Here is a 14,752-nt window from a genome sequence, read left to right on the forward strand (position 1 = left end):
TTCGTTTGTAACATCAGCTTGGACAACTAAAATATTTTCTTGATCCGCACGCATTTAATCTACTAGTGTAGGGAGATCGAATAAAATAGGAGCTTTTATATTCTTTTAGAGTGATAGAAACTCGCTTGATTTCTTTCGTGTTTCCGGACTCAAATATGAATCTGATCATATCCCTTCCTAATCAGCTTATTAAAGACTACCCAGCTACTCAGCCCTGATTCCCAATTCCCGCATCCTCCTCTCCGGACCGTAATATCAGAACGTCAAGTGGATGCAGCATTGGAAGCTGGTGCAACATACATCATTACACCAGGTTGGGACCGCGAAATAGCGAAGTATGTACGCTCAAAAGATATTCTCCTATTCCCTGGTGTCTTCTCGCCGGGTGAGATTATGCAAGCAGCGAGTCTCGGCATCGAAACGGTTAAAGTATTTCCTGCTATCGATTTGGGATTTGGATTCATTAAAAATGTTCGAGGTCCTTTTCCAAACATGAATTTTATGGCAGTCGGCGGGGTAACGAAAGAAAACATTCATGAGTTTAAAAATGCTGGCTACTCTTCTTTTGCTATTGGAAGCGATCTGGTACCAAGAGGGGCGTCAAGAAAAGACGTAGAAAAAATCAAGGAAAACGCAAAAGCATTTGTTCAATCATTGGAAAAGGAGGCATAGTCATGGGATCAGCAAAAGAAATTATCAAAATGAATCGTGATGAGGTAGCTACAGCTATAGAAGAGTTCCCGGTTGCTATTCTTCCTTTAGGTGCAACGGAGCAGCATGGACACCACATGCCTTTAGGAGTCGATATATATTTAGCGGAAGCGATGTCCAGAAGATTATCGGAAAGAACCGGAGCATTGATGTTACCGGCCATGCCTTTCGGTTATTCTTGGGTATGGCGTGACATTCCAGGCACTGTTTCCATACAGCAGCACCATGTGGAAAGTATAATAAAAGATGTAGCGCATAGTGTCTCACGCTATGGTGTGAAACTGTTAGTCCTGGTTAATGGACATGACTCAAATAAAACAAGTATGAAATATGCCGCGAGAGAGCTGATGGATGAATTAGATATGCCGGTTATCTATATGTTTTATCCAAATTTAGAACAGATCCGCAGCGAGATTTGTGAATCGCCGACATGGCATGGCATGGTCCACGCTTGTGAATTTGAAACTTCCTTAATGCTGGCAGTAAAACCTGAATTGGTCAATATGGAAAAAGCGGTGAAGGAGTATCCTGAAAAACCAAGCTTATATGGGAAGTCAACTATTTCCTTAGGCGACTTGAGTAAGAGTGGTATATACGGGGATGCGACTCTCGCTTCTAAGGAAAAAGGCGAAGAGATGCTTGAGAAGTATTTAGACTTGATGGAGGCTTTGGTAGCGGAAGCTTATGATGAATGTAATAAAGAGTAAGAATAAGCTGAGACGTAGATAGCTCAAATAGTAATATGAAAAAGTTCCGAGCGATAAGAAGTTTGCTTGGGGCTTTTTTTGTGTAATTATATCTGGGTGATTAGAGTACTTCTAATCACCTGAACAAACTGGAATTTGTTTCAACTAGGTAATTAGAGCACCTTTATTCGCTCGAGTGAATGGATGGTATGAGTAAACATTTGATCTCCGCCTCCGATAAACGCAATTAAAAACGTGTGAGAATTTTAAAAAAGGGTAGTTGAAAAAGGGAACGAGAAACCTCTTTATCGGTGTAATTGAATAAGGAGGCAAGAACCGGCTGCATAATTCAGGAATTGCGTTTGTGAGGAGGAGCGCTTATGTTTCGATTAGATAAAGAAAATAGAGAAAGATATACGAAAAATATATTAAATGCTTTATATGAAAATGATAAAGAAGAATTTCGTGAAAGCTATTTAGAACTTCATCCATCCGATCAAGTAGATATTTTTATTACGTTGGATAAAGAGGGACGGGAAAGAGTGTATATGTTTTTGGAGCCGAAAGAGTTTGCAGTCATTTTCTCTGGCTTGTATTTTATTCATCAGCAAGTTTGTATCGAAGAATTGTCGGATGAATATTCCTCGAAAATGTTAAATAATATGTTTACAGATGATACGGTAAATTTTTTAAAACGGATTAATCAAGAGGAAGCAAAGCATATTTTGGATAATATGGAAAAGGAAAAAGCAGAGAAAATCCAGGTGATTCTAGATTATGATTTGGAAACCGCTGGATCCGTGATGACCTATGAATATATCACCGCTTTTCCTGAAGAAACCGCAGAAAACGTGTTAGACAAAATAAGGAGAGAAGGCTCTGATGCTGAAATTGTTTACTATACGTATGTAATAGATAGAAAAGGCTATTTAATGGGAGTTGTCACTTTAAAAAAATTAATTATAGCTGACCCGAATGATGCGGTCAGAGATATTATGCATAAACATATTGTATCTATTCCGGCAGACATGGGACAAGAAGATGTCGGGAAAATTGTTCAGAAATACGACTTACTGGCTGTTCCCGTCGTAACAGAGCAAAATCACCTACTGGGAATAATTACAGTGGATGACGTTATGGACATAATTGAACTGCAAACGACTAAAAGCTTTGGTGAATTCTCGACGGTAAAAGATGCAACGGAAACAGATACGAGTGCTTTTACAGCAGCAAAAAAACGTGCTCCTTGGATCGTTTTTCTCATGTTTGCTGGTCTGATCACAAGTGGAGTTATCGGACAATTTGAAGAAACGTTGGAATCCGTTGTCGTCCTAGCAGCTTTTATGCCGATGTTGATGGATTCGGGAGGAAACGTCGGAACCCAATCATTGGCAGTTTCTGTTAGAGGACTTGCACTTGGAACAATTGACGTAAAAGATCTGTGGCGAATGATTAGAAAAGAATTTTCAACAGGTTTTTTAATCGGATTTGTTTGTATGGTGCTCATTTCCATCTTGATTCTCATTTTTTATGGAAATATCATGCTAGGGGTAGTTGTTGGGCTATCCATTCTTGTTACATTAAGTATATCGGCGGTAATCGGGTTAACTTTCCCACTAATTCTTAATAAATTAAAATTTGATCCCGCTATTGCTTCAGGTCCATTTATAACGACGATTAATGATATTATCGCATTAATGATTTACTTTTCAATAGCTACGACATTTATGAATTATTTATAAAGCGAAACTTTATTCAGTGGAAGTTTCGACGTACAGGTTGTTAGTATGCGACATTGCTAAAACGAATCGCGTTTTTTTAGTCGCGGCTCTTTTCCCACTGAATGAGCTTTTGTAAATCGGGGGGGTTAGCGTCCGTTATCTCCCGCCTAAATAGATTTGATTAATCTCTCCATTTTGGGGTGGGAGTTTTACGGACGATTGCACCCCGATAAAACGGATAAATAGAAAGCGATGGCTTGTATAACTTCAACGCGAGAAATGACTGAAAAAAGTGCACTTAAATTTTACTGTTAAGTGCCACTAGTTAGTTATTGGGAGGTTATTTCATCTACTAAGTCATGTTCCGTGTTTAAAATTTGGACAGTGCTCAGCCTATTTTTCTCTAGCTAATTTTTCTGCAGTCTCAATTGCCTCTTCTTCAGCGATATATTGTTCTTCCGGTTCTAATTATCCTGTTGCTTTCGGATTCGGAAGGAACTATATATATTCATGCTACCAATTCCTTTTCACAAGGAGTGACTTCGCATCGGCAGGACATTTGAAACAGCGGAGGTTTCATTTCAATCCACACTCCCCGTACAGGGAGTGACCAAGACGGTGTTCGAAAGATACAGCATCTAGCTATTTCAATCCACACTCCCCATACAGGGAGTGACCGAAACAATATTAGAAGGCCAGCGCCGGAAGGAAATTTCAATCCACACTCCCCATACAGGGAGTGACTCCCCGTTTTCGCTTGCTTTTCGCATGATAAAACCATTTCAATCCACACTCCCCATACAGGGAGTGACTTCTTTCTACCCCCATACACTTCGATGATCTGATCATTTCACTCCACACTCCCCATACGGGGAGTGACTTCATTCTCCCCCCATACACATCGATGATCTGATCATTTCAATCCACACTCCCCATACAGGGAGTGACACCCGATCCGCTTGCCCCGTTATTCGTTTCAAAAATTTCAATCCACACTCCCCATACAGGGAGTGACGTGAAACCACAGGTGCTTTTTTAGTCGTCATCTGATTTCAATCCACACTCCCCATACAGGGAGTGACCTATTTAAACCTTGATTATATTCGCGGTTGTACATTTCAATCCACACTCCCCATACAGGGAGTGACAATGTATCCATGTTTATTCGTTGCCGCCACCTTTCATTTCAATCCACACTCCCCATACAGGGAGTGACAATGTATCCATGTTTATTCGTTGCCGCCACCTTTCATTTCAATCCACACTCCCCATACAGGGAGTGACGTGGGGAACGATTCGTAACCCGCGCCCAAGAGGTATTTCAATCCACACTCCCCATACAGGGAGTGACTGCGAGATATTGACAAAAACATCTCTAACTTACTATATGTTGTATCGTATCATCTTCACTATCTATAAAACAAGTTAAAAACAGAAAATATCCATTGTTAATAGAAAGTTTTATGTGCGAATCTTCCGGGGAAATCATGGGCGCTTCAGGTTCGCACGTTTTAATTAACGTTTTTCAATAATTTCAAAGCCCATTACTACCTGAACATTGTTTTAATTTGTAGAACCTATTATTGGATGTGAAGACTGACATAAAAACTGAGGTTATGATGTAGGTTATGAGATGGATAAAAACTGGAAAAGTCTTCCTTACTGCGAGGTTTCTCTATGTTTAAGTAAGTCTTTCGTTTCTTTTGAAGAAAAAACTTCCTGATACAAACTTTTTAATTGTATCAATATAAAGACAAAAGTTCGGAAATCTACCATGCTATAATAACATTTCTACAGTTAGAGCGAATTTTATAGGGCATATACATTTACCTTTTACATTTTAATTAACAGTACTAAAGGTTTAAACTTCGATCGAAATTGAAATAGTTGAATGGAACTGTTATTATTCTCATTGTGTCTATCATTTTATAAGTAGACTTGAATAGTGAAAATGTAATAGAAACCTAGTTGCGATAGGAGTACTGAAGAAAAGTAATAAAGTATCATAGATTAATTATTGTAGTTAATCTTCATTCAGAAAGGACTCCATAGGTTACAATTTTCACAATATTTTTTGCATGTAGGAGGTAAATTTTGTATGGCAAAACAAAAAAAGGGGATTATTCTGCGTTCTTTGGATAAAATTGAATCAGCTGGAAATAAATTGCCACACCCAGCTACCTTATTTGCAATTTTAGCATTCTCTGTTATTTTACTATCTGCAGCGTTACAACCGCTGGGGATTAGTGTAGAGCATCCCGGAGAAGAAGGAACAATTGTAGAAATTAAAAATCTATTGAGCGCAGAAGGAATTCAATACATATTCACGAGTATGACCGATAACTTTATTGGTTTTGCGCCTTTAGGTGTTGTCCTTTTAACAATGCTCGGGATAGGGGTGGCTGAACGGACTGGACTGATTAGTGCATTACTTAGAGGGTTCGTTTTATCCATACCTAATCGATTTATTACGCTAGGATTGGTTACAGCAGGTATTATGTCTAGTGTAGCATCGGATGCGGGGTATGTCGTATTGCCACCACTAGGGGCATTGATTTTTGCGGCACTTGGCAGGCATCCGTTAGCAGGGCTCGCAGCGGCATTTGCTGGGGTATCTGGAGGATTTAGTGCCAACTTATTACTATCGGGTACAGATGCCATGCTTGGAGAGATGACAATTGCAGCCGCAGCGATTATCGATCCTGCCTATGCTGCAAATATGAATATCGCAATGAACTGGTTGTTTATTGCCGTTTCCGTATTTGTATTAGCGGTGATCGGTACTTGGGTAACGGAAAAAATTGTAGAACCCCGTCTTGGCTCCTATAAAGGCGAATATAAAGAGAAGCTCGAAGGTCTTGAAGCAACAGAGAAAAAAGGTCTTATCTGGGCTGGTGTAGCAACAGTGATTGGTGTTGTACTTACATTATTGCTCGTCTTACCAAAAGGCGCCCCATTGCGTGGGACAGAAGGTGATGCAATGGCTCAAATTGTTCAATCTCCATTTATGAGTTCATTAGTACCAATTATAGCGATTATATTCTTTATTCCTGGTCTTGTTTATGGAATAGTCACGAAATCGATCCGCAGTGATAAGGATGTAGCAGCCCAAATGTCGGATACGATGGCTTCCATGGGAACATTCATTGTGTTGGCTTTTACGGCAGGACAGTTTGTTGCCTATTTTAATGAAACCAATATGGGCTTAGTATTAGGTGTATATGGTGCGGAATTATTAACGAGTGTAAAGTTAACTGGTATTCCATTAATCTTACTATTCATCTTGATTACAGCATTTATTAACTTATTTATAGGAAGCGCTTCAGCAAAATGGGCGATGATGGCGCCGGTATTTGTACCGATTATGATGCAGCTTGGATATTCTCCGGAGCTAACTCAAATGGCTTATCGGATTGCGGATTCTTCCACAAATATTATTTCGCCATTAATGACCTATTTTGCAATCATTATTGCGTTCGCACAGAAATATGATAAGAAAATGGGTATTGGTACCTTGATTTCTACGATGGTTCCGTATTCTATGTTCTTCCTAGTAGGTTGGACACTTATGTTAATTATCTGGATGCTGCTTGGTATCCCTCTAGGACCAGGTGGACCATTAATTTATCAACCATAAACTAATAATAGCAAGAAGTGGGGATTCTTCAGATCATCTCTGAAGGACCCGCTTTTTTGCTTATTGGAACTGGGAGAGGAACATTTGAAAAAAGAGGGGGAGCTCTACTATAGTGATGCAACATGTAACTTAATATCCTCCATTTTATAACGATAGGTGCGACATCCAGACATTAAATGTTTAATTTCCAAATGCGTGGTCTAATTCCACCGTTTTTAGAGGGTACCCGCTTTTAGTCTTATCATTTGATGTCCATACTGAGGGGGACGAGGTGAATAGTATGGACGGATATAAGAAGAATAGTCACGCAGTTTACGATATCAAGTACCATGTTATCTGGGTAACAAAATATAGATATAAGGTGTTAAGCGGTCAAATCGCATATAGAACCAGGGAGTTAATTAGACAAGGTTGTGAAGCAAGAGGTATAACAATCTTGCAAGGAAGTGTTGGTAAAGACCATATTCATTTATTGATATCGTGTCCGCCAAGTCTTGCCCTAAGTAAAATAATGCAATATCTAAAAGGAAGATCATCGAGACTTCTGCAAGATCAATTTCCAGATTTGAAAATGAAATATTGGGGTCAGCATTTATGGGCAAGAGATTATTTCTGTGCAACCGTTGGAAATGTAGATGAAGAAACAATTAGAAGTTATATCGCAAATCAATTTAGTGGAGAAAAGAACGACAGATTTAGGATTGAAGATTGAGTTCAGTCAAATTTGAAGTGTGCTTAAGCATAGGGACTTTGAGCAGGACTTCAGCCTGAAGAACGACTTTAGTCGTTTAAATCACGGTGCCATTACGAATCAGCTTCATGACACAGTGGTGGAAGTTAACTGTATGGTTACGAAGCAAGAACCTGCGCCGCTGACAGTTGGAGAGCTTCCCCATGCTGTAAATGGTTTACTACAGCAAATAAGCACTCATTCACAATCGCCCACAATCTGCATATTTGCTATACTACTATTAAACGACCAAACTTTAGCCAAAGGGGAGTACAACATGGCAAGTACATTATTAACGAGGATATACAATCAGTTTAATCAATTTTCTAAAACAGAGAAGCGGATTTCCACCTATATACTAAATCATGCGGAGCTAATTCCGAATATGACGACGAAGGAATTAGCGCTAAAAGCAGATGTAAGTGAAGCGAGCGTAATTCGGTTTGCGAAGACAATTGGGATTGGTAGTTTTAAAACATTTAAAATTGCTTTAGCTCAGGAATTAGCGGTAAAAGAAGAGTATATTACGGATTTTACAATTTTACAGAAAAAGGATTCGCCCCATGAAATGTTTCAAAAGGTTGTTCATGTGAATAAGAATGCGATTGAGACTACGAAAGAGTCTTTAAATAAAAAAGACTTAGAGGAAGCAGTTCATGCATTGAAAAATGCTAGAAAGATTGTATTTTATGGCATTGGCGGCTCTTCCATTGCTGCGATAGATGCGCTATACAAATTTACCAAGCTAGGTTTTCAGGTCGAGTTTAATTCAGATTTTCATTATATGCTCTCAAGAGTTCCCCATTTAAATAAAAAAGATGTTTTTGTTGCGATTAGTATGTCAGGAAAAACAAAGGAAGTCCTTGATTTATCTCGAATAGCTCAAAAAAAAGGTGCGAAGGTTATCGCGATTACCAATATAAATAAATCACCTCTTTATAAAGAGGCAGATATTCGATTAGCAACACCGAATGTGGAAGAAGATTTTCGTATTGGTAGTATCACATCAAGGATGACGCAATTGACGATTGTAGATACACTCTATATTTGTATCTTTAATATGGTTGGCGAGCATGTGTTAGAGGAATTCCAAGAAGCAAGAGATTATGTCGTTAAATTAAGGAGGTAGTTTTTTGGATATTAATGAAATTAAATTTCATTAATATCCATATAGGTCGTTGACTTTTAATTTCACGGTAGGTACAATAAAGGTAATAGTTAGTAAAGGAGTGGTGTTATGCTCGATAAATTAACGACGGAAGCGAGAAATCCACATACAATAAATTTGGATGAAATGTCTACACTGGACATCTTACGTATTATGAATCAAGAAGATGAAAGCGCTTTACAAGCGGTAGAGGAAGAATTACCAAATATTGAGAAGGCAGTTAAATTAACAATTAGGTCATTTAAGAATAATGGAAGACTCATTTATGTAGGTGCTGGTACGAGTGGTAGGTTAGGGGTCTTAGATGCAGTGGAATGTGTGCCAACATTTGGTACGGAACCGGAGATGGTACAGGGGATTATGGCAGGTGGGATGAAGGCGCTCTATCAAGCGGCTGAGGGGGTAGAGGACGACCGAGAGCTAGGAGCGAATGATTTAAAGAACATCCAGCTGTCAGAAAATGATACTGTAATTGGAATTGCTGCGAGTGGACGTACGCCCTACGTAATCGGGGCGTTAGAATATGCAAATTTGAAAAATGCCAGTACGGTGAGTATTTCCTGCAATAAGGATGCAGCAATGAGTGCTTATGGTTCCGTTGCCATTGAATTAGTGACTGGGGCAGAGGTGTTAACTGGTTCTACTAGATTAAAAGCAGGGACAGCTCAGAAGATGGTGTTAAATATGATATCCACTGCAGCGATGGTAGGAATTGGGAAGGTTTATCAGAACTTTATGGTAGATCTTAAGCCGACAAATGAAAAATTACTGGAAAGATCAAAACGCAATATTATGGAGATTACTGGGGTTGACTATGAAACTGCGAATACCTATTTTGAAAAGTCAAGGCATCAAGTGAAAGTCGCTATTATTATGATTTTACTGCAATGTTCGTTTGAAGAGGCGGTCAGTCGACTGGAGCATTCGGATGGTTTTGTTCGTCGGGCTTTAGCTAAGTAAATTGGAGGGGTCCATATGAGGAAAGAGGAGAAAATTGCAAAAGATGTCTTACAAGGTATCGGTGGCAAGGACAACGTTCGCCGTATTGCTCACTGTATGACGCGGCTACGCTTGTCCATTAAAGACGATTCGAAAGTCAACCTAGAGAATCTAAAAAATATTGATGGTGTAATGGGCGTAATCAATGACGACACCCTACAAATTGTGATTGGACCAGGGACAGTGAATAAAGTTGCGGCAGAGATGAGTCGAATCACAGGTTTGGCCATTGGGGAAGATGCAGGACCTGATGATGACGATTTAACATTTGAAGAAAAGGCAGCACTTAATAGGCAAAAAATCAAATCAAAAAATAGAACACCTTTTAAAAACTTTTTACGTAAAATCGGAAATATATTTATTCCATTAATACCCGGGCTTGTTGCATCAGGGATTATTAATGGGCTCGCTAACTTTGCAGTAAACGCAGGTGTCGACCGAGAGCAAACATGGATGCAAATTTTACTCCTATTTGGAAGCGTTGTCTTTGCGTCACTTGGAATCTTAGTTGGTTGGAATACGGCAAAGGAATTTGGTGGAACGCCAGTAATGGGGGCGATTGCAGGGATGATATTGTTTAGCCCATTACTTGAAGACATCACGATTTATGGGGAAGAGTTAATACCAGGTAGGGGTGGTTTGTTTGGCGTAATTTTTGCAGCATGGTTAATGACGTTTGTTGAGAAAAATGTACGAAAGGTCATGCCAAACGCTGTTGATATTATCTTTACCCCTTTAATTACGTTACTCGTTGTTGGATTCGCGTCATTATATGCGATTGCGCCAGTTGCTGGCTTGTTGTCAGATGGAATCACCATTGGACTTACTTCTTTAATTGATACTGGAGGAGCCATTGCGGGTGCAATACTAGCCGGATTCTTCCTGCCATTAGTTATGGTTGGATTGCATCATGGTTTGACCCCAATCCATCTGGAATTAATCAACGTTTATGGAGAAACAGCATTACTTACAATTTTAGCGATGGGTGGAGCCGGGCAAGTTGGTGCAGCATTAGCAATCTATGCGAAAACAAAGAACAAACGCTTACGGAATATTATTAAAGGGAGTGCACCCGTTGGATTCCTGGGGATTGGTGAACCGTTAATGTACGGGGTAACCCTGCCATTAGGTAGACCGTTCCTGACAGCTTGTATGGGTGCAGCGGTTGGAGGAGCTTTCCAAGCAGTTATGAGTACAGCGTCTTCTGGAATTGGTGTTTCAGGTTTATCCTTAATTCCCCTAATCACAAATGGACAATATCTCACGTATTTCCTAGGTTTAGTCATCTCGTATGCGTTTGGCTTTCTATTCACATATACATTTGGCTTCAAGGAAAGTATGGCAGACAATATTTGATGAACTTTAAATGGGTTGGAGGTTGATTCATGACCTCCTTCTCTTTAATTATAGGTAATCGGAGGTATAACGATGCTAGGAATTTCTATTTATCTAGGAAGTGAACCAATCTCCAAGCAAATCCCCTATATCCGTAACATGAGAGAAATGGGATTTGAATCCATTTTCACGTCGCTCCACATTCCAGAGGAAAATCAAACAATTTATAAGGAACAGCTCCAGGCACTTGGAAAAGTAGCTACAGAGCTGGAGATGGAGTTGATGGCGGATATCTCTCCCCACTCACTCGAAGTACTTGAAATTGAATGGGAAACTGCAGATAATCTGCTAAGCTGGGGGCTAACGGGTTTAAGAATTGATTATGGTGTAGATGAACAGATGATTATTGATTTATCTCATAAAATGCGTATTGCTTTGAATGCGAGTACGATTACGAAAGATGAATTAAATCGAATGAAAGAAAAGGGCCTTAACGTTGCTGCAGTTGAGGCATGGCATAACTATTACCCGCGACCAGAAACAGGGCTTGGATTCAGTGATTTTATTAAAAAAAATACTGAGTTGAAAGAAGCTGGAATAACCGTAATGGCTTTTATCCCGGGTGATGCTAAATTAAGAGGCCCTCTTTTTGAAAAGTTACCTACATTAGAACAGCATCGAACAGTGTCTCCATTCGCTGCCTTTTTAGATTTAGAAAAAGTAGGAGATGTCGATAAAATTATGGTCGGTGATGTGACGATTAGTGATGCATCACGTGAACAATTTCGTGCTTATGATCAGGGTGAGATCGTTGTCCGTGCGATTGCTAGCAAGGAAGCAGATAAAGAATTATTGAAAAAAGCAGCGGAACCTTTTACAAATAGAGCTGATCCAGCAAGGGACCTTGTTCGCTCCGTTGAGTCGAGAAGTTACGCACAGTACGGGGCTACTGTTGTTCATCCACAGAACATGGTGGAGCGCCCAATTGGTTCAATTACGATTGATAATGAACGATATATGCGCTATCAAGGAGAAATCCAGATAACATTAACAGATCTACCAGCAGATGAGCGTGTAAATGTGTTGGGGAAAGTTATTGAGGCGGATGTACCAATTCTTCGTTGGTTAAAAGAGAATCAGAAATTTCGAATTGTATGGGTGTGAGTAGAACATGATTACGGAGAAGTTCACTATGACTAGTTACCATACGACATATTGTAAAAATGACCTCTGAAAATCCAACTAAACAAATCGGGGTGTATGATCGTAAGGGCAGTATTACGCAAGGAAAGGTAGCAGATATTTTGCTTGTCGATAATAAATTAACGATTAAGTATACTATTTGTCGCGATGATATTGCATTTAAAGGAGTAATGTAAAAATGAACATCACAAAAGTGAAAGATTATGAGGAAATGAGTTTTAGAGCTGCGGAATACCTTCTTAAAAAAATTGTTAAGCTGAAGAAACCTGTCATTGGGCTTGCGACAGGATCCACCCCAGAAGGAATGTACAAATACCTGATTGAGAAAAAAGAAGAAATATCTTTTAAAAATGTGACAACCTTTAATTTAGACGAATATGTCGGTTTGAGTAAGGATGATCAGAATAGTTATCACTTTTATATGAATGATAAATTATTTAATCATATTGATATCAAGAAGGAAAATACACATTTACCGAATGGTGCTGCGAAAGACTTAAAACAAGAATGCCGAGATTATGAGGATGCCATACGTGAAGCTGGCTTTATAGATGTTCAAATTTTAGGCATTGGTGTAAATGGTCACATTGGGTTCAATGATCCTGAAACTCCATTTACAAGTAGAACCCATGTGGTAGATTTGGATGAATCGACACGAAAAGCAAATGTTAGATTCTTTCAATCCATAGAAGAAGTTCCAAGACAGGCAATAACGATGGGAATAGAAACGATTATGGAAAGTAAAGAAATATTACTGCTTATTTCAGGTAAGGAAAAAGCGCATTCTTTAGCTAGGTTAATAGAGGGGCCAGTTGATGAAAAGTTTCCGGCATCTATTTTACACAAACATGCTCATGTAGAGATAATTGCAGATGAAGCTGCATTATCCGGGGTGGGAAAATACTTACATTGAATAGTATTAAGGGATTCAGCCAAGTGAGAAGGGAAAAATACCGCAAGAAATCTTAGACTTTAATGAAATGATATTTAAAGGAAGAGCAGGGTCATTTAAAGCAGAAAAAGATGACTAGTTTTGGAATATGACTTTGTTAGCCTGTTACTTAGGGACATTTGAATAAGCCTCCCAAAAGACAAGACCAGCAATTTTAATGAATTAATGGTCTTGTTTTTTTGCATGTGGTCTGATACAAGGAGCGTCTGCTAGTATATATGATGAAAGGTATTGGTTGCCTTCCCACCATTTTCTAAATTCAGCTTGAGTGATTGATAGTAGGGGTAATCTTCACTCTGATTTGTCTGATTATTATGATCCATAGATGGAATTACTCACAAAATTGTGTTCAGCGCCCGTCAGTTAATGGGGAGCGGGTTATGTTATTGAACAAACTCTTGGTACTATGGGCGTTCAAAATGAAAATCAAAATTATTTTTAGTTTTGGTTAGGGTCCTTGATACAGGGGTGGTGCAGAACCAGCAGCCGTTATGCTATGAATGAAATATTTCAATATCCACCCCTAATACAGGGAGTACGCCATTCGCGCGTTAGGTCAAAGATTTCAACCCACACTCCCAACCCAGGGAGTGACACAAGAGATTGAGTTTAAAGCAATTGGATCTAGTATTTCAATCCACACTCCCAATCCAGGGAGTGACTCGAATACCGCAGCGGGATGTTCCACCGTGTTGTATTTCAATCCACACTATCTAGTCATGCAAATCGCAATTTCAATCCACACTCCCAATCCAGGGAGTGACGTTAACAGATAAATCAATGGCATTTCTTAAAAAATTTCAATCCACACTCTCAATCCAGGGAGTGACTTATTCCCCACTTGAGCCAACGGTTTACCGTTATATTTCAACCCACACTCCCAGTACAGGGAGTGACGGTTAAGAGACATGAAGTCATCAATGCGACAGATATTTCAACCCACACTCCCAGTACAGGGAGTGACCGGAGCTACTTTGCGTCAATCCTTGACATTTATGATTTCAACCCACACTTCCAGTACAGGGAGTGACTGACGAGATTAACAAAATGGCTAGCGGTATGATATTTCAATCCACACTCCCCATACAGGGAGTGACCTGTTGTCCGTCAATCAGAAGTTGCGGCACTCCCTATTTCAATCCACACTCCCCATACAGGGAGTGACTATCACACTGTAAAAAGTGGTGAAACATTATGGGATTTCAATCCACACTCCCCATACAGGGAGTGACTAGTTGTTGGTCTTTCGTCCCATCCATATATTCCCATTTCAATCCACACTCCCCATACAGGGAGTGACGTTACATTAACAGTAGCTGTATCGGAAACACCTTATTTCAATCCACACTCCCCATACAGGGAGTGACAACAAGATGGCATTCTTGGTAAGGAGACTGTCAGATTTCAATCCACACTCCCCATATAGGGAGTGACAGCCAATCTGTTTATAATCAGGTCCGGGAAGAGGTATTTCAATCCACACTCCCCATACAGGGAGTGACTCCCCATACAGGGAGTGACCGAGTGGCACCAACTTCCAAATTGTTTGTTTTAGGTATACTGTTCGCAGCCACGCATAATGTCGTATGAATAGCCAGTGGCACTGGCGT

General features: G+C 39.7%; 11 protein-coding genes, 1 pseudogene and 1 CRISPR repeat array. All 12 genes and pseudogenes read left to right on the plus strand.

Annotated features, from left to right (window positions below):
• The first annotated feature begins 252 nt into the window (after positions 1-252).
• The 12 genes and pseudogenes from IEX94_RS18245 (at position 253) to nagB (ending at position 13,103) form a co-directional block, all read left to right on the plus strand.
• On the plus strand, positions 253-672 hold the full coding sequence (locus tag IEX94_RS18245; RefSeq protein ID WP_268239605.1) for a bifunctional 4-hydroxy-2-oxoglutarate aldolase/2-dehydro-3-deoxy-phosphogluconate aldolase: 420 nt from the start codon (positions 253-255) through the stop codon (positions 670-672).
• 2 nt (positions 673-674) lie between these two features.
• On the plus strand, positions 675-1,418 hold the full coding sequence (locus IEX94_RS18250) for a creatininase family protein (protein ID WP_188859513.1): 744 nt from the start codon (positions 675-677) through the stop codon (positions 1,416-1,418).
• A gap of 359 nt (positions 1,419-1,777) precedes the next feature.
• Positions 1,778-3,139 carry a magnesium transporter gene (gene mgtE / locus IEX94_RS18255; RefSeq protein WP_188859515.1) on the plus strand — a complete coding sequence of 454 codons (1,362 nt, stop codon included), beginning with the start codon at positions 1,778-1,780 and terminating at the stop codon, positions 3,137-3,139.
• A 557-nt stretch (positions 3,140-3,696) separates the two neighbouring features.
• Positions 3,697-4,469: a CRISPR direct-repeat array (repeat unit 33 nt; unit sequence ATTTCAATCCACACTCCCCATACAGGGAGTGAC).
• A gap of 747 nt (positions 4,470-5,216) precedes the next feature.
• Positions 5,217-6,755: an AbgT family transporter gene (locus tag IEX94_RS18260; RefSeq protein WP_188859517.1), complete on the plus strand. Its 1,539-nt coding sequence runs from the start codon at positions 5,217-5,219 to the stop codon at positions 6,753-6,755.
• A 280-nt stretch (positions 6,756-7,035) separates the two neighbouring features.
• Positions 7,036-7,467 (plus strand): IS200/IS605 family transposase, encoded by a 432-nt coding sequence (tnpA, locus tag IEX94_RS18265; RefSeq protein WP_188859519.1) that lies wholly within the window; start codon positions 7,036-7,038, stop codon positions 7,465-7,467.
• 19 nt (positions 7,468-7,486) lie between these two features.
• Positions 7,487-7,669, plus strand: a pseudogene (locus tag IEX94_RS20350) (family 4 glycosyl hydrolase); the annotation flags it as partial.
• A gap of 93 nt (positions 7,670-7,762) precedes the next feature.
• On the plus strand, positions 7,763-8,614 hold the full coding sequence (locus IEX94_RS18270; protein ID WP_229782794.1) for a MurR/RpiR family transcriptional regulator: 852 nt from the start codon (positions 7,763-7,765) through the stop codon (positions 8,612-8,614).
• Positions 8,615-8,722: 108 nt separating this feature from the next.
• Positions 8,723-9,613, plus strand: coding sequence for an N-acetylmuramic acid 6-phosphate etherase (murQ, locus tag IEX94_RS18275; protein WP_188859523.1), 891 nt, complete (start codon positions 8,723-8,725; stop codon positions 9,611-9,613).
• Between the two features lie 15 nt (positions 9,614-9,628).
• A complete protein-coding gene (locus IEX94_RS18280; protein WP_188859525.1) occupies positions 9,629-11,008 on the plus strand; it encodes a PTS transporter subunit EIIC in 1,380 nt (459 codons plus the stop codon).
• Between the two features lie 72 nt (positions 11,009-11,080).
• On the plus strand, positions 11,081-12,151 hold the full coding sequence (locus tag IEX94_RS18285) for a DUF871 domain-containing protein (protein ID WP_188859527.1): 1,071 nt from the start codon (positions 11,081-11,083) through the stop codon (positions 12,149-12,151).
• Between the two features lie 50 nt (positions 12,152-12,201).
• On the plus strand, positions 12,202-12,366 hold the full coding sequence (locus tag IEX94_RS18290; RefSeq protein ID WP_268239606.1) for an amidohydrolase family protein: 165 nt from the start codon (positions 12,202-12,204) through the stop codon (positions 12,364-12,366).
• Positions 12,367-12,368: 2 nt separating this feature from the next.
• Positions 12,369-13,103 carry a glucosamine-6-phosphate deaminase gene (gene nagB, locus IEX94_RS18295; protein WP_188859530.1) on the plus strand — a complete coding sequence of 245 codons (735 nt, stop codon included), beginning with the start codon at positions 12,369-12,371 and terminating at the stop codon, positions 13,101-13,103.
• Positions 13,104-14,752 lie beyond the last annotated feature (1,649 nt).

Origin of the sequence: Oceanobacillus indicireducens (assembly GCF_014647195.1) — a bacterium.
In the GTDB taxonomy this organism is placed as follows: domain Bacteria; phylum Bacillota; class Bacilli; order Bacillales; family Amphibacillaceae; genus Oceanobacillus; species Oceanobacillus indicireducens.

Coding starts and splice junctions, on each gene's coding strand:
- IEX94_RS18250 (WP_188859513.1), top strand. CDS start 675: ATGGGATCAGCAAAAGAAATTATCAAAATGAATCGTGATGAGGTAGCT.
- mgtE (WP_188859515.1), top strand. CDS start 1,778: ATGTTTCGATTAGATAAAGAAAATAGAGAAAGATATACGAAAAATATA.
- IEX94_RS18260 (WP_188859517.1), top strand. CDS start 5,217: ATGGCAAAACAAAAAAAGGGGATTATTCTGCGTTCTTTGGATAAAATT.
- tnpA (WP_188859519.1), top strand. CDS start 7,036: ATGGACGGATATAAGAAGAATAGTCACGCAGTTTACGATATCAAGTAC.
- IEX94_RS18270 (WP_229782794.1), top strand. CDS start 7,763: ATGGCAAGTACATTATTAACGAGGATATACAATCAGTTTAATCAATTT.
- murQ (WP_188859523.1), top strand. CDS start 8,723: ATGCTCGATAAATTAACGACGGAAGCGAGAAATCCACATACAATAAAT.
- IEX94_RS18280 (WP_188859525.1), top strand. CDS start 9,629: ATGAGGAAAGAGGAGAAAATTGCAAAAGATGTCTTACAAGGTATCGGT.
- IEX94_RS18285 (WP_188859527.1), top strand. CDS start 11,081: ATGCTAGGAATTTCTATTTATCTAGGAAGTGAACCAATCTCCAAGCAA.
- nagB (WP_188859530.1), top strand. CDS start 12,369: ATGAACATCACAAAAGTGAAAGATTATGAGGAAATGAGTTTTAGAGCT.